Genomic DNA, 24,025 nt, shown 5'->3' with positions numbered 1-24,025 from the left:
TGGTCCTTCATGGCTGACGTGGATCTGGTCATAGGTCGTCACTGCCGGCCCTGGCCTCGGGCCCGGTCTGCGCTCGCCCATCGCGCGTCCAGGCCTAGCCCGTCAGCCCGCGGCGGGCCGCGGCGAGCCGGCGCAGGACGGTGCCGTCCACGACCTCGTCGCCGACCCGCACGGACAGACCGCCGAGGATGGACGGGTCGAGGTCGATCTGGAGCTGGATCTGCCGGCCGAAGAAACGACTGACGGCCGCCTTCAGCCTTGCGATCTGGTCTTCGTCGAGCACGGTCGCGGTCCGGACCACGGCGACCACCCGCCCGCGGCGGGCAGCCGCGATCCGGCTCAGATTCTCCAGACGCCGTTCGACGTCGCCCTGTGAGGGGTCGGCGGTCGTCTGTTGAGCCAGCCGGACGGTCACCGGGTGGGCCCGGCCGGACAACAGCCGGGACACGAGGGCGGCCTTCGCGGCCGCCGGCGCGGCCGGATCGGTGAGTGCGAGGGAGAGCTGCGGGTTCTGCCCGAGAATGCGGCCGAACCGGAACAGCTCGTCCTCCACCTCGTCCAGCACCTCAGCCGCCTGCGCCTCGGCCAGGGTGGCCTCGACCGCGAGCTCCTCCAGTGCGAGGCGCAGGTCGATCGGCCGGGACCAGCGGCCGGAGACGGCCGCTGAGACCACGGAGAGCGACGCCGGGCTGATCTGGGTACCGAACAGACGGCTGGCGAGACCCGCCCGCGACTGCGCCGGCGCACCGGGATCGGTCAGCGCACGGCGGACCGTCGCCTCACGACCGATGAGTGCCGCGACCGCTCCGAGCTCCTCGGCGATCGAGCGCACATCCGGCTGCCCGGAGCCGGCGGTGGCACCGACCGGCACCGCCGTCACCTGGTCGAGGACCGACCTGGCGGCGGCGAGTGACTGCCGGCTGGCTCCCTCCACCGTCAGGCCCCCGGCCCGGCCGGGGCGGCCGCGGGACGCGGCGCCTCGTCGAGACCCGCAATGAAGTCGTCGACGAGCTGCCGCTGGCTCGCGTCGTTCTCAAGCTCGCGCCCGACGATGCGGGTGGCGAGCTCGAGCGCGATCTCGCCGATCTCGCGGCGCACCGACGCCACGACCTGGGCCCGTTCGGCCACCAGTGTCGCGTCGGCGCGTTCCCGGATCTCGGCGACCTCCTGCTGGGCCTGCGCGCGCAGTTCCTCGACGATCTGCCGCCCCTGGGCCTGGGCGTCCTCGCGGATGCGAGCCGCCTCGGTCCGGGCTTCGGCGAGCTGGGAGCGGTACTGCTCGAGCAGGACCTGTGCCTCCGCCTGCGCCGTCTCCGCGCGCTTGAGGCCACCTTCGATGCGTTCGGTCCGTTCCGCATAGGTCTTGCGGACCTGCGGATAGACCTTCCAGAAGAAGAAGCCCACGAGCAGGCCGAAGGCCAGCAGGCCGACGATCAGCTCGGCGAGCGGCGGCACAAGGACGCTGTCCTCGTGCTCCGCGCCTTCTTCGGCGGCGAGAATGAGTGTGTGCAGCACCAGGCGCCCCGGATCAGGTGAAGACGAACGGCACGACGAAGCCGATGAGGGCGAGCGCCTCGACGACGGCGAAGCCGATCAGCATGTACCGGAAAGCCACCTGCTCGGCCTCGGGCTGGCGAGCGATCGCCTGAACACCCAGACCGAAGATGATGCCGACGCCGATGCCGGGACCAAGGGTGGCGATGCCGTAGGCCACCGTCCCGATGTTGCCGCTGATGGCCTCATCAGCGGCGAGCAACGCGGACGCGGAAAGAGACATCGTTGTTATCCGTCCTTCTGTGGTCAATGCACCGGGGATCTCCCACGGTGCGCGTGGGTCGTTTGGCTTCAGGCCCGCGCCACCGCGACGGCGGCGACCGGTTCGCTGTGTTCGTGGCCATGGGCGTGGTCCGCACCGTGGTCGCCACCGTGCGAGGAGATCGCTCCGCCGATGTAGGCGGCTGTCAGGACCGTGAAGATATAGGCCTGCAGGACGTCGATCATCAACTCGAAGGCGGTCAGGCCGATTGCCACCACACCGGAGACCACACCGAAGATGAACTGCGGCTTGGGTAGCAGGTAGTCGGCACCGAGAGCGAACACGAGCAGCAGCATGTGGCCGGCGAACATGTTGGCGAACAACCGGATGGCCAGCGTGGCGGGCCGGGCGACGATGGTCGAGACGAACTCGATGGGCGCCAGGATGATCTTGACGAACAGCGGGGCGGTCGGTGCCGGGACCAGCATGTCCTTGAAGTAGCCACCGAACCCGTGTTCACGGATACCGACGACGTTGAAGATCACCCAGCTGGTCAGCGCCAGGATCAGCGGAACCGCGATCCGGGACGTCACCGGGAACTGGGCGACGGGAATGACCGCCATGACGTTCGCGACCAGGATGAAGCAGAAGAGAATGGTCAGGTACGGGGCAAAGGTCTTACCCCGCTCCCCGATCACGTTCCGCGCGATCGAGATGTCGACGAAGTCGTAGATCGACTCACAGAAGTTCTGTAGGCCGCGCGGCACCAGCGTCGCCTTGCGGAACCCCAGCCAGAGGAAGACTCCGACGAAGAGCGCCACGAACAGCGTCAGCGCGGTCCACTTGTTGAAGTAGAAGTCGATCGGTCCCAGGTCGAACTCGAACCAGCTCTTCGGCTTGAAGACATCGGGAGTCGGCCCGTGGAAGCCATCGTCGGCCGCCAAGAGCACCGATCCGCTCGGCACTTCCGATACCTCCAAGATCATTTATGCTGACAAAGTTCGCGATCCCCCCAGGGCTGGATCGACCTCACCCTATACGGGATGGGCCGCCGCCCCGGGCAATCAAAGACAAGCGGAGGACCGCTGAGCACTACCCGTTCAGAGCTTCGGTGGCAGGGGACTCACTGTCCCGGTACCGATGCGGTCGAAGCGGGGCGCCCAGTGCCGACAGCATCCACAGACGCTCCTCGACAGGGCAGATGCTATCCGGCCGGGCGCGTGAGAGCACTCGTTGCAGGACTAAGATCTCCGACGGACGGTCGAACGTTCATCTTCCGTTGGGTTTTTGGACATATTGTCACACTACGTTGTCGATGCGTCGCCCAACGCCCCGCCAACAACACGCTCCGTCAACGGCGCGCGCCGAAACGGTAGATGACCAGATAGAGCGAGGCGACCATACCGACGACAAGCCCGATCGGAAAGAACACGGGGCCGAAGCCCGCCAGGTGATCGACACCAATACCCACCAGCCCCCAGAACCCACCGCCGGCCACGAGTGTGCCGATGATGCCCCAGGCCTCTCCCGGCGGCGGGCCGGCATCGACCGGTCCCGATCTTAGTCTTTCATCCTTTTCACCACTGCCCTTTTTGCCCGAATGGCCGCGATTCCGCCCATTGGTGCTGTCCGCCGCCACGTTGCGCCTAATCCGGGCTGACGACCTGTCCAGGGCCGCGCCCACCTCGGACTGCCTGCGGCTGACCATGCTTGCCTACAGCTCCTCGTGTGACGGTGCGGCCGCGGCGGAGGTGCCCCCGGACGGGCGCCCCTGGGCGGAGAAAAGCGGTGCGACCCGGGACGGATCGAAGGTCTGCGGATCGTAGAACGGCACCCGCAGCCGGGCGGCGACCCACACCTCGGCCCCCACCCAGCACAGCGTGGCCGCCATGATCGACCAGGCGAAGCTGGGCAGGTCGATCGCGGTCGCGTCCCGCAGGGCGAGCAGGACCACGCCGAGGACAGCCACCTTCGCCGCGTAGACGCCGAGCGCCGCCGGCAGCAGCATCGTGGTGGCGCCGCGGCGGGCCACCGCGACCAGAGCGAGCTTGCCCAGCGCGAAGAAGGCCGCGACCAGGCCGACAGCGAGGGCGGCCCCCGCCACCCCGGACGCACCCCGCAGGACACCCCCGAGGGTCAGCACGACGACCAGCAGGGCCGCCATCGCGCACAGGCCGGCACGCAACGCGGGCAGCGCGGTGGCGATCATGCCCGACGCGCCGCTCGCTGCCCGGTGAGCAGCAGGGCGACCAGCGCCAGCAGGCCCACACCGACGGTCGCGGCGAGGATCGGGAGCGGCGAGTCCGAGAAAGATGCCGCCACTCCCCCGAAGCCGACGAGCGCGGCCCAGAAGTACATCAGCAGAACCGCCCTGACATGGGAGTTTCCGATGGAAAGAATTCGATGATGTAGATGCATTTTGTCCGCAGCGAACGGCGAGCGACCCGCCTTCGTGCGCCGGATCACCGCCAGCCCGAAGTCCAGCACCGGCACGGCGAGCACCGCGAGCGGAATCGCCAGCGGGATAAGCGACGGTAGCTGCCGGGAGGGTCCAGCGTAACCCCCGTACGCGACCTGACCCGTCACCGAGATCATCGAGGCCGCCGAAAGGAGCCCGATGAGCATCGATCCCGAGTCCCCCATGAACAGCCGGGCCGGATTGAAGTTGTGCGGCAGGAAGCCGACGCAGACACCCGCCGTGACAGCCGCGAGCAGGGCCGCCGGTGAGGCCCGGTAGAAACCGTTGATCACCGCGATCTGATAGGCGAAGTAGAAGGTCGCCCCGGCCGCGATCGCGGCGACGCCGGCGGCGAGCCCGTCCAGGCCGTCGATGAAGTTCATCGCGTTGACCAGGATGAGCGTCGCGAGAATGGACAGCGGCACAGCGGTTTCGGGCCCGAAGCTGATGGTGGTCTGGCTGTCCCGGTCGATCGCGAAGGACCATTGCACACCCAGCAGGACCATGACCCCCGCCGCGGCCACCTGGCCCGCGAGCTTGGTCAGCGAGTCCAGCTCCCAGCGGTCGTCGGCCACCCCGAGCAGGCAGATCAGCGTCCCCGCGACGAGCACCGCCCTCGTCTCCGACCAGTCCTGGGAGACCACCGAGAGAAAGGGGAGCCGGTCCGCTACCTCGAGGCCGGCGTAGAGCCCGGCGAGCATCGCCAGACCGCCGAGGCGCGGCGTCGGGGTCGCGTGCACGTCGCGGGCCCGCGGCCACGCGACCGCACCGATGCGGAAGGCGATCCAGCGGGCGACCGGAGTCGTGAGGAAGGTGACCGCCGCCGCGACCGCGAAGACGAGCAGGTACTCGCGCATGTCAACTCATTCCGCAGTTCATCGTTCGCGCACTCGGTGCGCCCCCTCGGTGCAGGTCCCCAGACAGGGCCGGTCGGACGGACGGTTGCTCCCGGCCCACTACCTCGGATACGCGGGGAAACGCGTGACCAGCGCGGCCACCGCCGCCGTCACCTCCGGCGCGGACTCCGGCTCGCGGACAGCCCGGGAGATCAGGCTGGAGATCTCCTTCATCTCGTCCTCCCGCATGCCCTGGGTCGTCACCGACGGGGTGCCGACCCGGACACCGGACGAGACCGCGGGCGGTTGCGGATCGAACGGGATGGCGTTCTTGTTGAGCGTGATGCCCACCGCGCCGCAGCGTGCCTCCGCCTCGCGGCCGGTGACGCCCAGCTCCTGAAGATCGAGCAGGGCGAGATGCGTGTCGGTGCCACCGGCGACCGGTCGCAGCCCCTCGGCGGCGAGCCCGCCCGCCAGCGCCTGGGCGTTGGCGACCACCTGCCGCGCGTAGGCCGCGTACTCGGCGGTGGCGGCCTCCCGCAGGGCCACCGCCTTGGCCGCGATCGCGTGCATCAGCGGGCCACCCTGGCTGAACGGGAAGACCGCTTTGTCGATGCGCGACGCCAGCTCCTCCCGGCAGAGGATCATGCCCCCGCGCGGCCCCCGCAGGACCTTGTGGGTCGTGGCGCTGACGACATCCGCGTAGGGCACCGGACTGGGCACCGCACCACCGGCGACCAGGCCGATGAAGTGCGCCGCGTCGACCAGCAGCCAGGCTCCCACCTCGTCGGCGATCGAGCGGAAGGCCGCGAAGTCGATCAGCCGCGGGTACGCCGTCGCACCACAGATGATCATCTTGGGCCGGTGCTGCAGGGCGAGCTGACGGACCTCGTCGTAGTCGATGAGCTCGGTGTCCCGGCGGACTCCGTAGCCCACGACGTCGAACCAGCGGCCGGAGAAGTTCACCCGGCTGCCGTGGGTGAGGTGCCCGCCGTGCGGCAGCGACATCGCCAGCACCGTGTCGCCCGGCGTGAGTAGAGCCGCATAGACGGCGAAGTTCGCCTGGGCACCGGAATGCGGCTGCAGGTTCGCGTGATCGGCGCCGAACAGGGCCCGCGCCCGCGCGATCCCGATCTCCTCGGCACGGTCGACGACCTCGCAGCCGCCGTAGTACCGCCGCCCCGGATAGCCCTCGGCGTACTTGTTCGACAGGGTCGAGCCCAGCGCCGCGAGCACCGCCGGGGAGGTCAGGTTCTCACTGGCGATCAGTTGCAGACCGCCGCGGAGCCGGTCGAGCTCGCCCAGCACGACCGAGGCGATCTCGGGATCGGTGGCCCGCAGCTGGTCGAAGTCCGGGCCCCAGAACGGGGTGCTCATGATGCGTTCACCTCCCGCGGCTGCAACGCCAGGATAAGTCCGGCCGCCGCGGCACCGCGCGTCGCCGCCATCCCATCCGGCCGGGCACCGGCCCGCCGCACCACCGGAACACCTGCGGGCAAAGGGCCGACGACGGCCAGGGGTCGACGACGGCCGGGCGGTCAGCGACGCACGAAGATCAGCGGCGCGCGAAGATCAGCGGCGCACGGGCTCCGCGATGTGCGGCACCACCGAGCGCAGCGCATCGAGGTCCACCGCGCCCTCCCGGACAACCACCGGGACGGTCCCGGTGCAGTCCAGGATCGTCGAGGCCTTGCCGACCGGCGTCCGGCCCCCGTCGAGGTAGACGTCGACCGCACCGCCGAGCTGCGCGAGCGCGTCATGGGCCGTCGTCGCGGGCGGACGCCCGCTGATGTTCGCGCTGGACACGGCCATCGGGCCGGTCCTGGTCAGCAGCTCGATCGCCACCGGGTGCAACGGCATCCGGACCGCGACGGTGCCCCGGGCGTCGCCGAGATCCCAGCTCAGCGACGGCGCGTGGTTGACGACCAGCGTCAGCCCGCCCGGCCAGAAGGCCCGCACGAGGTCACGAACCTGATCGGTGACCTGCTCGACCAGGCCGTCGAGGGTCCGCCAGGAGCCGACCAGCACCGGGACGGGCATGTCACGGCCCCGGCCCTTCGCCCCTAGCAGGCACCCCACCGCTACCGGGTCGAAGGCGTCCGCACCGATGCCGTACAGCGTGTCCGTGGGCAGGACCACGAGCCTGCCGCTGCGGACGGCGGCCGTGGCGGCGTCGAGTCCGGCGGCGCGTCGATCCTGCTCCGCGCAGTTGAACACCTGCATCATGCGTCCTCTCCGGCGCCGCGCGGCCGGCCCCGCTCCGGCGGGTTCCAGCGGGCCGTGACGAACCTGTCCCGCCCGGCGAGATCAGGATGATCAACGATATGAGACCACAGGCCCGCCGATCCCGCGCCGCCGGACGGCCGGCTCGCAGCAGGCCCGTGCTCGGACGGCCCGCCTTCGGACGGCCCGCTCTCGGCCAGCCCGCTCTCGGCCAGCAGGGCGGGAACGGCCTGGCCGTGCTCGTCGGCGTGCTCCATGACCAGCACGCCGCCCGGGCGCAGCAGGACGGCGGCGGCGGCCACGACAGCCCGGGGGCCGTCCAGCCCGTCCGGCCCGCCCCACAGCGCGGCCGGCGGGTCATGGCGGCCCACCTCGGGCTCGACCAGCGCGCGGTCGCGGTCGGGAAGATAGGGAGGGTTGCTGATCACCAGGTCGACCCGCCCCGCCAGGTCGGCGAGCACCGCCCGCACCGGCGGCGCTGACGGGCGCCCGGCGCCGGCGCCGGTGCCAGTGCCGGTGTCTGTGGAGATGCCGACATCAGCGTGGTGCACGTGCACCGGCAGCCCGGTGCGCTCGACGTTCCGGCGCAGCCAGCCGAGCGCGGACGGCTCGAACTCCACCGCGTGGACCTGGGCGGCCGGGAACTCGTCGGCCAGTGCCAGGGCGATGGCCCCCGATCCAGAGCACAGATCAACACAGACCGGGCGGGCGACCGCCAGCGAGCGCAGCACCGCGAGCGCGCCCTCGACGACCCACTCCGTCTCCGGGCGCGGGATGAAAACCCCCGGGCCGACGGCGATGTCCAGCCGGCGGAAGCCCGCGACACCGGTCAGGTGCTGCAGGGGAACCCGGCCCGCCCGCCGTTCGACCAGCGCCCGAAGCTCGGCCGCCGCGGCGGCGTCGATCCGGTCGACCAGGGCCAGCCGGCCGCGGGAGACGTCCAGCACGTGTGCGGCGAGCTGCTCCGCGTCGCCGCGGGGACTACCCACCCCAGCGGCCTCCAGACGTGCCGCGGCAGCGATCAGCTCGTCCCGCAGAAGAACGGAATGGTCGCCGGCCGCCGCCGAGACGCCGGTGCCCGCCGCCGCGATCCGCGGCAGGGTCACGGGGCCGCCACCATCCGGGCTGCCTGGTCCGCCTCGATCAGGGCGTCGACCACGGCGTCGAGGTCTCCGTCGAGCACCTGCTCGAGGTTGTGCGCCTTGTAGTTGATCCGATGGTCGCTGATCCGGTTCTCCGGGAAGTTGTACGTGCGGATCTTCTCGGAGCGGTCCACGGTGCGCACCTGGCTCGCCCGGGCGGCGGCGGCCTCCGACTCGGCCTTCTCCCGGGCGGCGGCGAGCAGCCGCGACCGCAGGATGCGCATCGCCGACTCCTTGTTCTGGAGCTGGCTCTTCTCGTTCTGGCAGGAGACGACCACCCCGGTCGGCAGGTGGGTGATGCGCACGGCCGAGTCGGTGGTGTTCACGCTCTGACCACCCGGGCCGGAGGAGCGGAAGACATCGATGCGCAGGTCGTTCGGATCGACGTCGACGTCGACGTCGGCCGCCTCGGGGAGGACCAGGACCCCGGCCGCGGAGGTGTGGATCCGCCCCGCCGACTCCGTCACCGGCACCCGCTGCACCCGGTGCACCCCGCCCTCGAAGCGCAGCCGCCCGAAGACACCCTGGCCGGGTCCGGCGGAGCCGCGGGCCTTCACCGCGACGCTCACATCGCGGTAGCCGCCGAGATCGCTCGGGTTCGCGTCCAGGATCTCGGTTCGCCACCCGCGCCGCTCGGCGTACCGCAGGTACATCCGCAGCAGGTCGCCGGCGAACAGCGCCGACTCCTCGCCGCCGGCGCCGGCCTTGACCTCGAGAATGGCGTCCCGGCTGTCGTCGGGGTCGGTCGGCACGAGCCAGGCACGCAGACGGCTGGCGAGCTCAGCCCGACTGTCCTCCAGCGCCGTGATCTCGTCACGGAACGACGCGTCCTGCTCGGCGAGCTCACGGGCCGCTTCCAGGTCACCCTCGACGCTCTCCAGCCGCAGGGCGAGATCGACCGGGGTGGCAAGCTCGGCGTACCGACGGGTGAGCTCCCGCGCCACCGACGGATCGTTGTGAATGGCAGGATCCGCCAGCCGCTTCTCGATGTCGGCATGCTCGGCGATCATGCTCGCGAGCGGGGAGGTCATCGCTGTTCCTTCAGTCATCGTGCCGTGCAGCATCGGGGCCGTGCAGCCGCCAGGACGCGAACGGCGCCCGCCCGGGGGTCCGGAACGGGCGCCGTGGACGGCCTACTTCGCGCCGCCGGCCTTGTCGCCTGGCCGGCGCCGACCGAAGCGACGCTCGAACTTCTCCACACGACCACCGACGTCCATGATCTTCTGCTTGCCCGTGTAGAACGGGTGGCACTGCGAGCAGACCTCGGCGCTGATCGCGGCGTTGTCCTTGGTCGAGCGCGTGGTGAACGTGCTCCCGCAGGTGCAGGTCACGACCGTCTCGTGGTACGTCGGGTGAATGTCAGCCTTCATGGTCCCTCTTCCGATGTGGCCGCCGGGTCGCCGCCGCGGGCGCGGAGGGCGTGAACCGGAGCCGCTGTTCCAGTAACGCTGCTGATCGGAGTAACGCTGATGTGTCGCTGGTGTTCCCAGTCTGCCAGACCCGTCCGACCGGACCCGGCCAGCAGCACTCGACAACGCCTCCGGCGAGCCTCGATGTTCCCGGGGCCCGTCGGAGGCGTTGTCGCGCCGGTCAGTGCCAGCCCAGTGCCGGCCGGTGAGCCCTTCCGGCGACGGAACAGGCTCAGTCCTGCGGCGGCGCGGTCTTCGCGATCTGCATCAGGAACTCGTAGTTCGTCCTGCTCTGCTTGAGCCGGTCGAGCAGCAGGTCGAGCGCCTGCTGCGGCTCCCGGGTGTGCAGGACGCGCCGCAGCTTGTGCATGATCACAAGCTCCTCGGGCGCCAGCAGGATCTCCTCCTTACGGGTTCCGGAGGCGTCGACGTCCACCGCCGGGAAGGTCCGCTTGTCGGCGATCTTGCGGTCGAGCTTGAGCTCGGCGTTGCCGGTGCCCTTGAACTCCTCGAAGATGACCGTGTCCATCGTCGACCCGGTCTCGACCAGCGCGGTGGCGATGATCGTCAGCGAGCCGCCGTTCTCGATGTTGCGCGCCGCGCCGAGGAACCGCTTCGGCGGGTACAGCGCCGTCGAGTCGACACCACCGGACAGGATCCGCCCGGACGCCGGCGCCGCCAGGTTGTAGGCACGGCCGAGCCGGGTGATCGAGTCCAGCAGGACGACGACGTCATGCCCCAGCTCGACGAGCCGCTTGGCCCGCTCGATGGACAGCTCGGCCACGTTGGTGTGGTCGGCCGGCGGGCGGTCGAAGGTCGAGGCGATGACCTCACCCTTCACCGACCGCTGCATGTCGGTGACCTCCTCGGGACGCTCGTCGACGAGCACGACCATGAGGTGGCATTCGGGGTTGTTCGTGGTGATCGCGTTCGCGATCGCCTGCAGGACCATCGTCTTGCCGGCCTTCGGCGGGCTGACGATCAGCGCCCGCTGGCCCTTGCCGATCGGCATCACCAGGTCGATGACCCGGGTGGTCAGCATGTGCGGCTCGGTCTCCAGCCGCAGCCGCTCCTGCGGGTACAGCGGGGTGAGCTTGTGGAACTCCGGCCGGCCGCGCGCCTCGTCCGGCTCCATGCCGTTGATCGTGTCGAGCCGGACCAGCGCGTTGTACTTGTCCCGGCGCTGCTCGCCCTCCTGCGGCGCGCGCACGACGCCGGTGATGGCGTCGCCGCGGCGCAGGCCGTTGCGCCGAACCTGGGCGAGGCTGACGTACACGTCCGTCGGGCCGGTCAGGTACCCGCTTGTCCGGATGAACGCGTAGTTGTCGAGCACATCGAGGATGCCCGCGACCGGCACGAGGACGTCGTCCTCGCGCACCGTCGGCTCGGTCTCGGCCGGGCCGCCCTGGCCACCGCGCCCACGGTTGCGGCCACGCTCGCGGAATCGGCCGCGGCGCCGGCTGCCGAACTCGTCGTCGCCCTGGCCCGCGCCGTCGCCCGGCACGGAGGAGCGGTCCCCGGCGGGGGCCCGGTCACCGGAGCGCGTCCGGTCCGCGCCGCCACGGTCACGGTCGCCGCCGCGGTCACGGTCCCCGCCGCGGTCACGGTCGCCGGTCCGGTCACGGTCACCCGCGCGGTCCCGGTCGCCCGCGGGCTGCGAACGGCCCTGACGGTCGTTGCCGGAGCGGTCCGCCCGGTCGCCCGAACGGTCCCGGTCGCCAGACCGGTCGCGGTCGCCGGAGCGATCCCGGTCAGCGGAACGATCCCGGTCAGCGGAACGGTCCGCCCGGTCACGGTCGCCGGAGCGCTCCCGGCGGTCGTCACGGCTGCGGGTGGGGGTCGTCTCGGAGCCGCCGGCCGCGGCACGCGGCGCAGCGGCCACCGGCGCGGTCGCGGTCGGGGCCTCGGCGGCGGCCTGGGGGCGGACAGCCTCCTCGGCGGGCTCGCCGGCGGCCGGCGGCGCGGACGGCAACGTCTGCTGCTCACCAGCAGGACTTGTCACCCCGCGGGAGGCACCACGCCGGCCACGTGCCCGGGCCGGGGGCGCGGACGGCGCCTCGGTGCCAGCCGGCGCCGCCGCGCTGGGCGCGCTGCCCTGCGTCGGCGCGGTGGCGGCCTTCTCCTCGGCCGGCGAGGCTGCGGTGACGGTGGCACCCGCGGAGGCGGGCTTTTCCGACACGGCCTGGTCAGCGGTGGCGGAGGCTACGGAATCTGCGGCCGCCGTCGGCGCCGCTGAGGATCTGGGCACCGGTCGGGTCGCCGCGTCTCCACTCTGAACGTTCTGTATGGCTGCAATCAGCTGGCCCTTGCGGAGTCGACCGACTCCGGGGATGCCCATCTGCGAGGCCATGGCCTGCAGCTCAGGCAGAAGCATCGCGGACAGGCCGGTGCCGGACCTCCGGCGCCGGGGAGCCGTGGCCGATCCGGCCGAAGCGGCGTGGTTGCCGTTCGAGCCGATCGGGTCGGCCGAGTCCACGGTCGTCGTGCCGGCCGCAGCGGGACTGTCGACGGGCGAGGCAGGCGCCGCAGACTCACGTGCGCTGTCGGGCAGCACGTCGGTGGTGTCGCTCAAGGTTTTCCTTCCTGGAAGGAACCGGCCTCTCAGGCCGGGCGTAGCGTGTGAACTTTCTTCGCCTGCGCGCATGCCGGATGTGTGGAGATGCAGCACCATTTGAACGGCGAGCAACGCGCCCTCAAAGGCCCTGACGGCCGACAGCCGCGAGCGAACCCGATTTCCCGCCGACAGGTGCCGGTACGCCAGCCGAGGCAACGGCGACGAGGCTTGAAGCACCGGGATCCCTGACCAGGACCAGCCACCGTGTGCGACCGATCGCTGAGGTGAGGCTCCACCACAGCTTGGTCACCACGAAGGACCAGATCAGGCTGGCGGGGGCGAGCACGCGCCGCGGCGGCAGCGGGTGCAGTCATCAGACTATCCAGACGGAGACACCTCGGCAACAACCTAGAGACCTCTGGATCTCTCGATGACGTCACGAGGGACTCTCGATGACTACCCGGAGCCCCTTCCTGGCACCCAAACCGGTCAGGTGCCGCCATTTGTACACCAGCAGGAGTTAGCTCACTACTCCTGGGAGTCGACGGTCTCCACCTGTACGCCCTCGGCGTCGAGAGTCAGCGGGATCACCGAGAACCCGGGCGCGGCCACGCCGATCGCGGCCGCGGCCTGACCTCCGCCGACGGCGAGCGCGACAACGGAGGGCCCCGACCCGGACAGCGCCGCCGGGATTCCCTCCGCGCGCAGCCGCCGCACCAGGTCCGCCGACGCGGGAAGCAGGGGCAGCCGGTAGGGCTGGTGCAGGCGGTCCTCGGTCGCGGCGAGCAGGAGCCTGGAACGCTCGGCGCCCACGGCCACGGCGGGTTCCGCGCCGCTGAGCGCGAGAGCCAACAGAGTGGCCCGCCCGAGGTTCACCGCCGCGTCGGAGTGCGACACCTGCTCGGGCAGCACACCCCGCGCCTGTTCGGTCGACTGCCGGCGGGATGGGACGAAAAGGACGGGTCGTACCTCACCGGCCGGTTCGACCCGCAGCGCCTGCGGAACACCCGCCTCGAACCAGGCCACGGTAAGACCACCGAGCAGCGCGGCCGCGACGTTGTCCGGATGGCCTTCGATCGCGGTCGCCAACCGAAGCCGGCCGGCCGGGCCGAGCGGGGAGCCCGCAAGGGTGTCGGCCGCCGCTACTCCCGCCACGATCGCCGCGGCCGACGAGCCCAGCCCGCGGCCGTGCGGTATCCGGTTCACGCAGCGCAGCGCCAGGCCGGGCTGAGCCCAGCCGATCTCGTCGAAGGTGGCCCGGACAGCCCGGACCACAAGGTGATCCTCGGTGGCGGGCACAACGTCCGGGCCGACCGCGTCAATGGTGAGACCAGATCGCGTCGGGTGGACGGACACCTCGTCGTACAGGCCGAGGGCGATCCCGAGGGCGTCGAAGCCCGGCCCGAGGTTCGCGCTGGACGCCGGTACCCGCAGCCGGACCCCGCCTGCCGCCGGCTCACCAGCTTGCTCCGCCGCCTCCACGGACGTGCTCACCGCGACGCCGGAGGCGTGGGTGGTTTCGTGGGCTGCGGCGGCCCGACCACCGACGGCTGTCACAGGTTGCGCAGGCCAAGGGCCTGCGCGGCCCCGGCGACGGTCGGCGGGATGGTCTCGGGCTTCGCGGCTCCGCTGATGGCCCAGTCGGGGTCCTTGAGACCGTTGCCGGTGACCGTGCAGACCACGCGCTGACCGGCGTCCAACCGACCGTCGGCGTGGGCTGCCAGCAGCCCGGCGACGCTGGCGGCGCTGGAGGGCTCGACGAAGACGCCCTCACGGCGCGCGAGGAGCCGGTAGGCAGCGAGGATCTGGCGGTCGTTGACCGCGTCGATGAGGCCACCGGAGGCGTCGCGGGCATCGGTCGCGAAATCCCAGGACGCAGGATTGCCGATGCGGATCGCGGTGGCGATGGTCTGCGGCGCGGTCACGACCTCACCGCGCACGATGGGCGCCGCACCGGCGGCCTGGAAGCCGAACATGCGCGGGCGGCCGCTGCCGACCCGGGTGTCCTCCTCCACGTAGCCACGCCAGTAGGCCGTGATGTTCCCCGCGTTCCCGACCGGGAGGCAGTGCACGTCCGGCGCCTGGCCGAGCGCCTCCACGATTTCGAAGGCCGCCGTCTTCTGGCCTTCGAGGCGGTGTGGATTGACCGAGTTGACCAGGGTCACGGGGAAGGTGTCGGCCAGCTCGCGGGCGACGCGCAGGCAGTCGTCGAACGAGCCGCTGACCTGCAGCAGGCGCGCCCCGTGGACCAGTGCCTGAGCCAGCTTGCCGAGCGCGATCTTGCCACTGGGCACGAGTACCGCGCAGGTGAGCCCGGCCCGGGCCGCGTAGGCCGCAGCCGAGGCCGAGGTGTTACCCGTGGAAGCGCAGATGACGACCTGGGAGCCTTCCCCCACCGCACGGCTGATCGCGACCGTCATGCCCCGGTCCTTGAAGGAGCCCGTCGGGTTGGCCCCTTCGACTTTGAGATGAACATCACACCCGGTAAGTTGCGACAGGTGATCCGCGTGCAGGAGCGGCGTGCCGCCTTCCCGCAGGGTGATGACCGGAGTCTCCGGCGTGACCGGCAGCCGGTCCCGATACTCCTCGATGATCCCGCGCCAGGCCCGCGGCAGCTGCCCGGAGACCTCAGCGGAGCTCGACGCACTCGAAACCGGCATCGACGACATCGTGGTCATGACTCAACTCCCTCGACCCGTACCACGCCTGACACTGCCCGTACCCCGTCGAGGACACGTAGGTCCTCGACGGTCGCGGACAGCGCCGCGTCCGCGGCCGGATGGGTGACCAGGACGAGGCTGGCGTCGTCGCCACGGCCGTCCTGACGAACACTTCTGATGGAGACATCGTGCCGGGCGAACGCACCGGCCACCGACGCCAGCACACCCGCCTTGTCCGTGACGTCGAGCTGCAGGTGGTAGCTGGTGACCGTCGGCCCCATCGGCAGGACCGGCAGCGCCGCGTACGCGGACTCCCCCGGACCCTGTCGGCCCGCGATGCGGTTGCGGGCGACCGCGACCACGTCACCGAGGACCGCCGAGGCGGTCGGCGCGCCGCCCGCCCCGCGGCCGTAGAACATGAGCTGCCCGGCGGCCTCGGCCTCGACGAAGACCGCGTTGAACGCCTCGCGCACACCGGCGAGTGGATGCGAACGGGGAATCATCGCCGGGTGGACCCGCAGGCTGATGCCCGGCCGGTCGCCGGCGCGCTCGGCGATCACGAGGGCCTTCACCGTGCAGCCGAGCTCACGGGCGCTGGCGATGTCGGCGGCGGTCACCCCGCGGATGCCCTCCCGGTAGACATCGTCGATGGTTACCCGGGTGTGGAACGCGAGCTGCGCGATGATCGCCGCCTTGGCGGCGGCGTCGAAGCCGTCGATGTCCGCGGACGGATCAGCCTCCGCATACCCGAGCGCGCCGGCCTCGGCCAGCGCGTCGTCGAAGGAGGCACCGGTCTCGTCCATCCGGGTGAGGATGTAGTTCGTCGTGCCGTTGACGATGCCGAGGACACGGCGGATCCGGTCCCCCGCGAGGCTTTCGCGCAGTGGCCGCAGCAGCGGGATCGCGCCCGCCACCGCGGCCTCGTAGTACAGGTCGACACCCGCGGCGGCCGCCGCGTCGTGCAGCAGCGAACCGTGCGTCGCGAGCAGCGCCTTGTTCGCGCTGACCACGGATTTCCCGGACTGCAGCGCGGCGAGCAGCCAGCTGCGTGCGGGCTCGATGCCGCCGACGACCTCGATCACGATGTCGATGTCATCCCGGGCGACCAGCGCGCCGGGATCGGTGGTGAGCAACGCCCGGTCGACCGCGATCCCGCGGACCCGGTCGGGGTCACGGACAGCGATTCCGGCGATCTCCAGCGGAGCGCCGACCCTGGCGGCCAGGTCGTCGGCATGCGTGCGCAGCAGACGCACCACCTCGGTGCCGACGACGCCGCAGCCGAGCATCGCGATTCTCATCGGGCGCGGACGCCCCCCGTCGATCGTCATTCGCCTCACATCCGTTCCGGCGCGCCGACGCCGAGCAGATGCAGCCCGTTCGCGAGGACGACCCGGGTCGCCTCGACCAGCAACAGCCGGGCGGCCGTCAGCGCCGTCGCCTCCTCGTCGCCCTGGGGCAGCACGCGGCAGGAGTCGTAGAAGCGGTGGTACGTCCCGGCCAGCTCCTCCAGATACCGGGCGATGCGGTGCGGCGCCCGCAGGGCGGCCGCCGACTCGATCACCCGCGGCAGCTCACCCAGCGCCCCGAGAAGCTCCACCTCCCGCTGATGGGTGAGCAGCGACACGTCGACCGCCTCGACGTCGAACGCCGGATCGGCGGAGGTCGCCAGGCCCAGCGCGGCCGCATTGCGGATCAGCGAGCTGATCCGGGCATGTGCGTACTGGACATAGAAGACCGGGTTGTCGTTGGTCTGCCGCGCGATCACGTCGAGGTCGAGGTCGAGCGACGAATCCATCGACGCCCGGACCAACGAGTACCGCGCCGCGTCGACGCCGACCGCATCCACCAGGTCGTGCAGTGTCAGGAACGTGCCGGCACGCTTGGACATCTTCACGGCCACCCCGCCCCGCGACAGGGTCACCAGCTGGCCAATGATCACATCCAGTGTCTGCTCGGGATCGTCACCGAAGCACGCCGCGATCGCGCGCAGCCGCCCGATGTAACCGTGGTGGTCAGCGCCCAGCAGGTAGCAGAGCCGGTCGAACCCACGGCGGCGCTTGTCCCGGTAGTAGGCCGCGTCGGCGCAGAAGTAGGTCGGGTGCCCGTCGCTCTTGACCAGGGCGCGGTCCTTGTCGTCGCCGAAGTCGGTGGTGCGCAGCCAGACCGCGCCGTCCGCGTCGAAGACGTGCCCCTTCGCCCGGAGCTCCTCGATGGCCGCGGTCAGCTCGCCGGCCTCGTGCAGGCTCCGCTCCGACTTCCACAGATCGAACTCGACCCCGAAGCCGGCCAGCGTCGAACGGATTTCCGCGAGCATCATCTCGACGCCGTCGCGAGCGCAGACCGCGAGCGCCTTCTCATCCGCCACCTGGCCACCGGACCCGGCGACGAGCTGCTCCAGGCCGGGGTTCGCCGCCACGACCCGCGTGGCGATCTCGGCGACATAGGCGCCGTGGTACCCGTTCTCGGGCGCGGGCTCGCCGCGCAGCGCGGCCAGGATCGACGCCCCGAACCGCTCGACCTGCACTCCGGCGTCGTTCACGTAGTACTCGGTGCCGACCTCGTAGCCGGCCGCCGCCAGCACCCGGGCCAGCGCGTCACCGACCGACGCCCAGCGTGTGGACGCCAGCGTCACCGGACCGGTGGGGTTCGCACTGACGAACTCCAGGTTCACCCGCAGGCCCCGAGGCGTGGTCGCACGGCCGTAGGCCGCACCGCCACGGACGACGGCCTGCGCGATCCCGCCGAGGGCGGCGCCGGCGAGCCGGATGTTCAGGAAGCCGGGCCCGGCCACCTCGACCTCCGCCACGCCCGGGTTCGTTCGCAGGCGCGCCGCGAGAAGCTCGGCCACCTGCCGGGGCGGGCGGCGGGCCGCCTTCGCCAGCTGCATGGCGACCGGCGACGCGTAGTCACCGTGCTCTGGTTGCCGCGGGCGCTCGATCGTGACCGTGGTGGGCACGGGCACATCAAGCTCTCCGCCTGCGACGGCATCACGAACGGCCGCGACGATGGAGTCGGCCAGCTCGGCGGGGGTCATGTCGCGATGCTATCGGCGCGCCCGCCCAATCCGGTCGCCGCGCGTACGGACCGGGCGGCGAAGGGTGCCGCGCCCCGTTCGGCATCGCCCCAGGCAGCGCCCGCTGGATACCTTCCGCGCGCAGTCGGTGGCGTCTTCAGGAAGGTCACGGAAGGACACGCCGGCACCAGCCCCCGCCGCGCCGCCGGCATCCGCGCCGACCCCCGCTACCGGAGCCGGACCTCAGACCGGCTGGCCCGCCGCGAGGCGGCTGACCACTCCGATCAGCAGATCGGGGTCGAACGGCTTCGTCAGGTAGTAGTCCACGCCGAGGCGCGCACCGCGTTTGACGTCGGCCTCCTGCGCACGCGCGGTAAGCATGATCACCTTGATGCCGGCCGTCGCCGGGTCGTCACGCAGCCGCGCGGCGACGTCCCAGCCGTTCACCCGCGGCATCATGATGTCCAGCGTGATCACTTGCGGCGCGATCTCATGGACCCGCTCGAGGCAGTCAGCACCGTCGACAGCGGTGTGCACCTCGAAACCTTCCAGTTCGAGGTTGACGACCACGAGCTGACGGATCACGGCGTCGTCGTCCACGACGAGCACGCGGGGGGCGCTGAAGTACACGGGCGAAGCTTACGGGCACCGGGTTGCACAGTCTGCCGATCCCACCTGGTACGGTATGCCTCGTTGCCCTGGAGCCCCCGTAGCTCAGGGGATAGAGCACCGCCCTCCGGAGGCGGGTGCGCAGGTTCGAATCCTGCCGGGGGCACGTACAGCATCCACGCGGCGATGAGATCGCGGGATCGCTGCACGTGGGGCAGCGCCGTCGGCGACGACCCCCGCCAGACCGGCTACCTGATCAAGGTTGACCTCTGGAATTCTGATCATCATCAGGACCTCTTGACTCTCGTGGTCGACATGGACGGTGAGCTGCGTGATCTCATAGAGACGTCGCTGTAGCTCCTCGGGCGCCTGACCAAGCTTGACCTGAAGCGTCGGAAGCGCGTCGAGGAGTCGCAAGCTGTCGGGCCCAGGCCGGTCCGGTTCAGCCTCGTCAGCTACATCAAGATCTTCGATCTGAGCGACTGCGGCGGTTCGTTCGGCATCGAGGTCGTTGTAGTTACGCCTTAGCCCCTGCGTGAACGGATCGGCGGGATCACCGTCCTGCGCCTGACGCAGGATGTTGCCCTGCCTACGACCAAGATCATCGATCTTCCGTTGGAGCCTGCTTCTAGCGGCAGCCCGTTCCTGGGCCGCTCGATCGTCGTAGGTCGCGAGGTCAGCGGTCAGCAGCGCCACACGGCTGCGCCCGAACACCCGTTCGGCGTAAAAATCCGTAATGGCACCGAGGAGCACATCCTCGCGTATGCGGACCGTCTTGGGATGTTCGGAGAGCTTGTCCTCACGCCCCCGGTTGTTCGCCTTCGGCCAGCAGATGTAGTACACGGGGTCGCCGGGCCGGCGGAGGTTGCCGGCCATACGCCGCCCACATGTGCAGATCACCATCCCCCGAAAGACATAGGTACGCAGGGTGGCGGGATGGGTGTTGAGGGCGTTTCCCTGACGAGAGCCCCGCCGGCTCTGCCGCTGGGCGTTGAACTCGTCGAACATCCACTTGGGGATCAGTGGCTCGTGCACGGGTTGGGCTGACCAGACCCACTTCTCCGGCCCGTTGACCGCTCCATGCCGAGAACGGCTTGCCCGCCGGTTGAACACCTGATAGCCGGTGTACTTGGGGTTACGGAGCAGGTCGGACACCGTGGACTTGGACCAGGCGCCCCGGGCCTGGTGGGCCCCGCCGACCGGCTCGGGTGGCGGGTAGCGCTCCAGGTCTGTGTTGAGCTGCTCGGCGATCGCTCCATAGCCGAGCTTGCGGTAGTAGCGCCAGTGCGCGATCTGCGTCACGGTCTCTCCGCGCGCCCCGTCGGGTTCGAGCCGGGTCTTCGTGGCTCCCCGGTCGGCCTTGGCCGAGTTCGGGTGCCGGAAGCTCTTGGCCCGGTAGCCATATGGCGGCTTGCCGATGTTCCAACCGTCCCGGACGTGGGTGCACAGCCCACCCCAGGAGCTCTCCAGGGTGTTCCACACCTCGTACTCGGCGACGGACTGGTTGATCCTCCGTTGCAGGATCTGCGACGCCCGCGGCCCGTCGACCTTGATCGGCTCGTTCCAGGCGAACAGCGGAACCCCGGCCCGTTCGAGCTGACGTTCGATGGACAGTGTCTCGAACATCCGCCGGGCAATTCGCGACATCGACTCGCAGATCACCACGTCGAACCGCCGGTTCGGATGGGGGGCCTCGGCAAGAAGATCGTCGATGCCGCCGTCCCGAGGGATCGGGATGTCGAACCGGGATACGTCAGCTCCGTGGCCACGGTCGTGCAGTTCCTTGCGGCCGGACTCGACGTCGTAGTAGTGCGCGACGATCACCCACGACGCGGGCAGCGCCGACTTGGCCCGGTCGAGCTGACGGATGAGCGACTGACGGGGGTCCTGCTGCTCCTCGGTGGAGGTCCGCCCGGCGAACGCGACCCGGACCTCGTCGTGCAGTAGCGACAGCGGCATGGCGAACGGGGATACCGCCAGGTCCGACAGTGCCGGGTTCGCCGGATCCGCCGCCCCGGGTCCCAGGCGGCCTGGCCCGGCCGCGCGGGAAGGACGACCAGGATCGATCACGCTGCCTCCTCATCCGATGTGTCGCCATCAGCGGCCCGTTCCCCGGCAGACCAGACCAGAAGATCGCGGGTGACGGCCGCCAAGTTGGCCCATGTCCATTCGGCTTCCGGGCCACTGATCGTCTGGGCTTCTCCGTGGAACACCCACCGCCTACCCGGCCGCCCCTTCCCACCGTCCGGCCTCGTCGGAGGCGGAAGCGCGAGGCGCCCCGTGTCCTCCGCATCCGGCGGCGCCTCCACCGGCCCGCGAGGTTCCGCAGCTGAAGTGCCCCCCGGCGGCGCGACCTGTTCGCTTGCCGTGGGGCGGGTGGCGGCCCGGGAGATCTGGGGCCCGCCGCTGTCATCCGGGTTGTCGATGGGACCGGTGGGACGGGCAGCCGTCATAGAGCCTCCAGGCGCCGAAGGAAAGGACCAGACAGAGGCAGAGGAGGCCAGGATCGGGCAGCCGCTCCCAGCAGGGCACGGGGCAGTATCCGGCTCATTGACAGAAACAGTAACACCCGGACGGGCCGGAAGGGAACCCGCGAAGCACGGAAAATACTCCGATCCGGGAATTGACCGCGGACACAGCACCGCCTGAGCTGGATGCGGATTCCCACCCGCAGATGAGTCCGAGGAAGGACCAGGAATAGGACCGGGTCCGGACCCGGACTCCTCCCCCGCCGCCGCGTCAGGGCGAGGCGGGTCAGCGGGAACCGTCGGCGGCCCCGAGGGCGCTGGCGCGAGCTGCGGCCCATCTGGCTGCTGTGCTGCAGGGGATACCGCGCGCAGCGGGCGGCGGGAGCCGGGACGGTCGGCGTTCGTGTGGGCCTGGTCGGTCACGAGGCGGGCCTCCTTCCGTGCGGCGCGAAACGCCGCTATATATGAATCCGGTTTTCAGGCCAACTTCGGACAGTCGATCTCCAGAGTTGTTGAAGAGTTGTTCGATGGATGACGGAAGAAAATTGGCCCGGAGGACCGCCAGAAAGCACCGCCCACACTCCCCGACTAGTAGGAATGGGGCCCACCCACCGGACCACCAGGATTAGAGATCAAAATATGGTCCGACGTGCGTTCACAGGGAAAAATGGTGCCATTAACTAGTCCAGTCGGGTGGTGATCGCTGAACGACGCGACAGCGTCCATCGCGAAGATCACAGGCGCCCGTCGCTGTCGCAGGCAGCTCCGGCCCTCGGCGAGCGACCGGCGAAGATCACCGCGTCGCGCCATGAGCGACCATCGACCCAAGCCGGCAGCCGGATCAAGCCTCGCGTGGCCTGCCCGCGTGACGATCGGGACGGGTGCGCCGCCCCAGGGCAGGGATGCTGGGAACGGCCGGCGGGAGCAGCCCCGGGAAGTTGCCAACGCGGCCCGCGCTGCCTGGCGTCAGCTGTGCGCTCACACAATAGAGATCGTTTCGCGGACATGGGGCCGCCCTTTCCGATGCCTAGGGATTCGGGCGGATCTAGCGCACCACACCGTGCCCAGCGGAAAGCCAGCACGATCTACCGCATCCTGCCCAGCAAGATCGCTGGGCAGTCGGCCGCGCACAGCCGACCCGTGCAGCCGCCCCCCACCCGTCCGGCCCGCAGCGGTACGCCAGCGGCAGGACCCGATCACAACTGGGTCTCTGACCTGCAACGCTGTGCTTCGCCAGCATGCACAGGAAAGCGCTGGGCACACCGCCAGCGTCCCTCCGCAGCAAGCTCTGCTGACACCCCCAGAAGCTGAACGGACCTCACACCAGTGGTGAGATCACGCGGCCACGATCGTGGCCGCGAGGGCGACCCGATGATCCTTCGCCCAGGGCGGCCCCAGCGTCGTCCGCGGTCTGCGCAGCACCTCGTCCGCGCGCTCGCCCAGGAGGCGGATCGCTTCAGCCTCGACAGTTCTCGGGTCGTAGAGATGGATCGCCCAGCCGCGGTTCCGCGCCACGTCTGCCAGCACCTGCCGGTACATGATGGGGTCGGCCCGGCTCTCGTACGGGACGCGTCGCTGCACGGCGATGTCGGCCGGGAAGCCGGCCGGCCAAGTCCACAGCGAGAGCGAGATGATCGGTGCGGGCACCGCTGCGGCCAGCTCCTCCAAGGCCGCCGAAGCGGCCCGGACCGCTGAGGCGCGGACCTCGGCCACCAGGGCCGCGAGTTCCGTGTCGCGCAGCGGCTCCCCCGGCCGGTGGAGCTGGTGAGGACCGCCAGCATGGTGGATCGGCGCCACCGGCATGCCTGGTTCGATCAGCTCGATCCGCCGACGGTCCACGACCTGATGGTCCGCCGTCGCCGTGACAGCCACAGCCCAGCCGAGATGATCGGCGGTGCCCAGACGCATGGCGGTCATGGTGCCACCATCCGCAGGAACAGCCGCCGCGACCTCGAAGAGGCCAAAAGGCAGGCCAGGGACTCCGGCACGTTCAGAGTCCTGACCGGTCCTCGACTCCCTGAGGCGCGCCCATCGGCCAGCCCGGCCCGGCGATCGCCCGTCTATCCATGAACAGCGCCTGGATCATCCCGACCGTCCGCGAGAGCACGAACCTGCCCACGCTCAAAGTCCGAGTCCGGACCCGGACCCGACCGGGCCGGGTCCGGGTCGGGTCGGGTCGGGTCGGCCATCCGACCGAACTCCGCCCGTCAACCGGACGGAACCTGACCAGGGCCATCGGGACCGGCCTGCCCGGCACGAAAGGAACCGCTCAGAGCCGACAGATCCGCAGGGTCTGCGAGGCGGAACCGGCGGATCGCTGCCGGCGAGGCCAGCGCGGACCGGCAGAGCCGGCCGTTCGGGACATCGCGCGCGGCCAGCGGGAACCCGCACGGCGCCAGCGCATCGCCGTTCGACGAATCCGGCGGAATGGGCGGCCAGGCGGGTATGAGGGCGAGCGGGTAGGTGAGCGGATGAGCTGGCTGGCTGGAACCGGCGAGAACAGCGCGGACGACAGGACCGGCGGACGCGGAACCGGTATCGGCGCCGGCAGTCAGCCCCAGAGTCGAGACAGGACCAATGCGGGGCGGCGAGACCGACCTGGCACCACAGGCGGACAGGCCAGCGGGCAGGCCGGAGACCGCGGGGACGGGCACGGCGCCGCGGGACTCGACACGACCGAGGTGGGCCCGTAGAACCCCGTGGGACCGGTGCGGGCCGTTGGGATCGGTATAACCGGCGGAGCCGACGCAAGAGGCAGGAACGGCGAGCTACACGAACAAGGCCAAGCACTACCAGCGAGGACCGGCAGAACCGGTGCTACAGGCGCGACCGGCGAGAGCTGGCCACCGAGGCCACCGAGGCCACCGAGGCCACCGAGGCCACCGAGGCCACCGAGG

The 24,025-nt window shown here is 70.6% G+C and carries 21 protein-coding genes, 1 tRNA gene and 1 pseudogene; 3 read left to right on the top strand and 20 right to left on the bottom strand.

Annotated features, from left to right (window positions below):
* Nucleotides 1-94: 94 nt before the first annotated feature.
* From AWX74_RS14985 to AWX74_RS14895, 18 genes are all read right to left on the bottom strand, one after another.
* Nucleotides 95-934 (bottom strand): F0F1 ATP synthase subunit delta, encoded by an 840-nt coding sequence (locus tag AWX74_RS14985; RefSeq protein WP_091277002.1) that lies wholly within the window; start codon nt 932-934, stop codon nt 95-97.
* Between the two features lie 2 nt (nt 935-936).
* Entirely contained in the window at nt 937-1,515 is a 579-nt protein-coding gene (locus AWX74_RS14980) for a F0F1 ATP synthase subunit B (RefSeq protein WP_091276999.1), read from the bottom strand.
* 13 nt (nt 1,516-1,528) lie between these two features.
* A complete protein-coding gene (locus AWX74_RS14975) occupies nt 1,529-1,777 on the bottom strand; it encodes an ATP synthase subunit c family protein (protein ID WP_076832912.1) in 249 nt (82 codons plus the stop codon).
* Between the two features lie 68 nt (nt 1,778-1,845).
* Entirely contained in the window at nt 1,846-2,721 is an 876-nt protein-coding gene (gene atpB, locus AWX74_RS14970; protein ID WP_091276996.1) for a F0F1 ATP synthase subunit A, read from the bottom strand.
* A gap of 386 nt (nt 2,722-3,107) precedes the next feature.
* A complete protein-coding gene (locus AWX74_RS14965; protein ID WP_242666244.1) occupies nt 3,108-3,395 on the bottom strand; it encodes a hypothetical protein in 288 nt (95 codons plus the stop codon).
* A gap of 75 nt (nt 3,396-3,470) precedes the next feature.
* Nucleotides 3,471-3,965, bottom strand: a complete 495-nt coding sequence (locus AWX74_RS14960; RefSeq protein ID WP_006544706.1) for a Cg1360 family ATP-synthase-associated protein — start codon at nt 3,963-3,965, stop codon at nt 3,471-3,473.
* Nucleotides 3,962-5,071: an MraY family glycosyltransferase gene (locus AWX74_RS14955; protein ID WP_006544705.1), complete on the bottom strand. Its 1,110-nt coding sequence runs from the start codon at nt 5,069-5,071 to the stop codon at nt 3,962-3,964. The genes AWX74_RS14960 and AWX74_RS14955 overlap by 4 nt, the downstream gene beginning before the upstream one ends.
* Nucleotides 5,072-5,170: 99 nt before the next feature.
* Complete coding sequence (locus AWX74_RS14950; RefSeq protein ID WP_091276990.1) at nt 5,171-6,427, bottom strand: serine hydroxymethyltransferase; 1,257 nt, start codon at nt 6,425-6,427, stop codon at nt 5,171-5,173.
* A gap of 195 nt (nt 6,428-6,622) precedes the next feature.
* Nucleotides 6,623-7,273, bottom strand: coding sequence for an L-threonylcarbamoyladenylate synthase (locus tag AWX74_RS14945; protein ID WP_091276987.1), 651 nt, complete (start codon nt 7,271-7,273; stop codon nt 6,623-6,625).
* Complete coding sequence (gene prmC / locus AWX74_RS14940; RefSeq protein ID WP_091276984.1) at nt 7,273-8,379, bottom strand: peptide chain release factor N(5)-glutamine methyltransferase; 1,107 nt, start codon at nt 8,377-8,379, stop codon at nt 7,273-7,275. Before prmC ends, AWX74_RS14945 begins: the two co-directional genes overlap by 1 nt.
* The gene (gene prfA, locus AWX74_RS14935; protein ID WP_054565086.1) at nt 8,376-9,446 is read right to left on the bottom strand and encodes a peptide chain release factor 1; all 1,071 of its coding nucleotides are present in this window, start codon (nt 9,444-9,446) and stop codon (nt 8,376-8,378) included. The genes prmC and prfA overlap by 4 nt, the downstream gene beginning before the upstream one ends.
* 102 nt (nt 9,447-9,548) lie before the next feature.
* The gene (rpmE, locus tag AWX74_RS14930; RefSeq protein WP_006544700.1) at nt 9,549-9,785 is read right to left on the bottom strand and encodes a 50S ribosomal protein L31; all 237 of its coding nucleotides are present in this window, start codon (nt 9,783-9,785) and stop codon (nt 9,549-9,551) included.
* 271 nt (nt 9,786-10,056) lie between these two features.
* Nucleotides 10,057-12,396, bottom strand: a complete 2,340-nt coding sequence (rho, locus tag AWX74_RS14925; protein ID WP_091276980.1) for a transcription termination factor Rho — start codon at nt 12,394-12,396, stop codon at nt 10,057-10,059.
* 510 nt (nt 12,397-12,906) lie between these two features.
* Nucleotides 12,907-13,872, bottom strand: a complete 966-nt coding sequence (gene thrB / locus AWX74_RS14915; RefSeq protein ID WP_207550334.1) for a homoserine kinase — start codon at nt 13,870-13,872, stop codon at nt 12,907-12,909.
* Nucleotides 13,873-13,931: 59 nt separating this feature from the next.
* The gene (gene thrC / locus AWX74_RS14910) at nt 13,932-15,056 is read right to left on the bottom strand and encodes a threonine synthase (protein ID WP_091276973.1); all 1,125 of its coding nucleotides are present in this window, start codon (nt 15,054-15,056) and stop codon (nt 13,932-13,934) included.
* Nucleotides 15,053-16,366, bottom strand: coding sequence for a homoserine dehydrogenase (locus AWX74_RS14905; RefSeq protein ID WP_347280159.1), 1,314 nt, complete (start codon nt 16,364-16,366; stop codon nt 15,053-15,055). The genes thrC and AWX74_RS14905 overlap by 4 nt, the downstream gene beginning before the upstream one ends.
* Nucleotides 16,367-16,371: 5 nt before the next feature.
* The gene (argS, locus tag AWX74_RS14900) at nt 16,372-18,072 is read right to left on the bottom strand and encodes an arginine--tRNA ligase (RefSeq protein WP_091276969.1); all 1,701 of its coding nucleotides are present in this window, start codon (nt 18,070-18,072) and stop codon (nt 16,372-16,374) included.
* Nucleotides 18,073-18,294: 222 nt separating this feature from the next.
* Entirely contained in the window at nt 18,295-18,681 is a 387-nt protein-coding gene (locus tag AWX74_RS14895; RefSeq protein ID WP_006539829.1) for a response regulator transcription factor, read from the bottom strand.
* 73 nt (nt 18,682-18,754) lie between these two features.
* Here AWX74_RS14895 and AWX74_RS14890 point away from each other — a divergent pair.
* Nucleotides 18,755-18,826, top strand: a tRNA-Arg gene (locus AWX74_RS14890).
* Between the two features lie 20 nt (nt 18,827-18,846).
* Nucleotides 18,847-19,017, top strand: coding sequence for a hypothetical protein (locus AWX74_RS40750; protein ID WP_207550333.1), 171 nt, complete (start codon nt 18,847-18,849; stop codon nt 19,015-19,017).
* A 381-nt stretch (nt 19,018-19,398) separates the two neighbouring features.
* On the opposite strand, the pseudogene AWX74_RS42520 reads toward AWX74_RS40750, so the two are convergent.
* Nucleotides 19,399-20,322: pseudogene (locus tag AWX74_RS42520) on the bottom strand (recombinase family protein); the annotation flags it as partial.
* A gap of 21 nt (nt 20,323-20,343) precedes the next feature.
* Between AWX74_RS42520 and AWX74_RS40740 the strand changes: the two are divergent.
* Nucleotides 20,344-20,607, top strand: a complete 264-nt coding sequence (locus AWX74_RS40740; protein WP_207550332.1) for a hypothetical protein — start codon at nt 20,344-20,346, stop codon at nt 20,605-20,607.
* Nucleotides 20,608-22,463: 1,856 nt separating this feature from the next.
* Here the strand turns inward: AWX74_RS40740 and AWX74_RS14880 are convergent.
* On the bottom strand, nt 22,464-23,045 hold the full coding sequence (locus tag AWX74_RS14880) for a hypothetical protein (protein ID WP_091276966.1): 582 nt from the start codon (nt 23,043-23,045) through the stop codon (nt 22,464-22,466).
* Between the last annotated feature and the right edge of the window lie 980 nt (nt 23,046-24,025).

Origin of the sequence: Parafrankia irregularis (assembly GCF_001536285.1) — a bacterium.
In the GTDB taxonomy this organism is placed as follows: Bacteria; Actinomycetota; Actinomycetes; order Frankiales; family Frankiaceae; genus Parafrankia; species Parafrankia irregularis.
Note: the sequence above shows the minus strand (reverse complement) of the source record. Positions and strands in the feature narration are given on the sequence as shown.

What these genes read in the sequence shown, in the direction of transcription:
- AWX74_RS14975 (WP_076832912.1), bottom strand. Translation starts at nt 1,777, where the DNA reads ATGTCTCTTTCCGCGTCCGCGTTGCTCGCCGCTGATGAGGCCATCAGC.
- AWX74_RS14960 (WP_006544706.1), bottom strand. Translation starts at nt 3,965, where the DNA reads ATGATCGCCACCGCGCTGCCCGCGTTGCGTGCCGGCCTGTGCGCGATG.
- AWX74_RS14955 (WP_006544705.1), bottom strand. Translation starts at nt 5,071, where the DNA reads ATGCGCGAGTACCTGCTCGTCTTCGCGGTCGCGGCGGCGGTCACCTTC.
- AWX74_RS14950 (WP_091276990.1), bottom strand. Translation starts at nt 6,427, where the DNA reads ATGAGCACCCCGTTCTGGGGCCCGGACTTCGACCAGCTGCGGGCCACC.
- AWX74_RS14945 (WP_091276987.1), bottom strand. Translation starts at nt 7,273, where the DNA reads ATGCAGGTGTTCAACTGCGCGGAGCAGGATCGACGCGCCGCCGGACTC.
- prfA (WP_054565086.1), bottom strand. Translation starts at nt 9,446, where the DNA reads ATGACCTCCCCGCTCGCGAGCATGATCGCCGAGCATGCCGACATCGAG.
- rpmE (WP_006544700.1), bottom strand. Translation starts at nt 9,785, where the DNA reads ATGAAGGCTGACATTCACCCGACGTACCACGAGACGGTCGTGACCTGC.
- thrC (WP_091276973.1), bottom strand. Translation starts at nt 15,056, where the DNA reads ATGACCACGATGTCGTCGATGCCGGTTTCGAGTGCGTCGAGCTCCGCT.
- AWX74_RS14905 (WP_347280159.1), bottom strand. Translation starts at nt 16,366, where the DNA reads ATGACGATCGACGGGGGGCGTCCGCGCCCGATGAGAATCGCGATGCTC.
- argS (WP_091276969.1), bottom strand. Translation starts at nt 18,072, where the DNA reads ATGACCCCCGCCGAGCTGGCCGACTCCATCGTCGCGGCCGTTCGTGAT.
- AWX74_RS40750 (WP_207550333.1), top strand. Translation starts at nt 18,847, where the DNA reads ATGAGATCGCGGGATCGCTGCACGTGGGGCAGCGCCGTCGGCGACGAC.
- AWX74_RS40740 (WP_207550332.1), top strand. Translation starts at nt 20,344, where the DNA reads ATGGGGGGCCTCGGCAAGAAGATCGTCGATGCCGCCGTCCCGAGGGAT.
- AWX74_RS14880 (WP_091276966.1), bottom strand. Translation starts at nt 23,045, where the DNA reads ATGACCGCCATGCGTCTGGGCACCGCCGATCATCTCGGCTGGGCTGTG.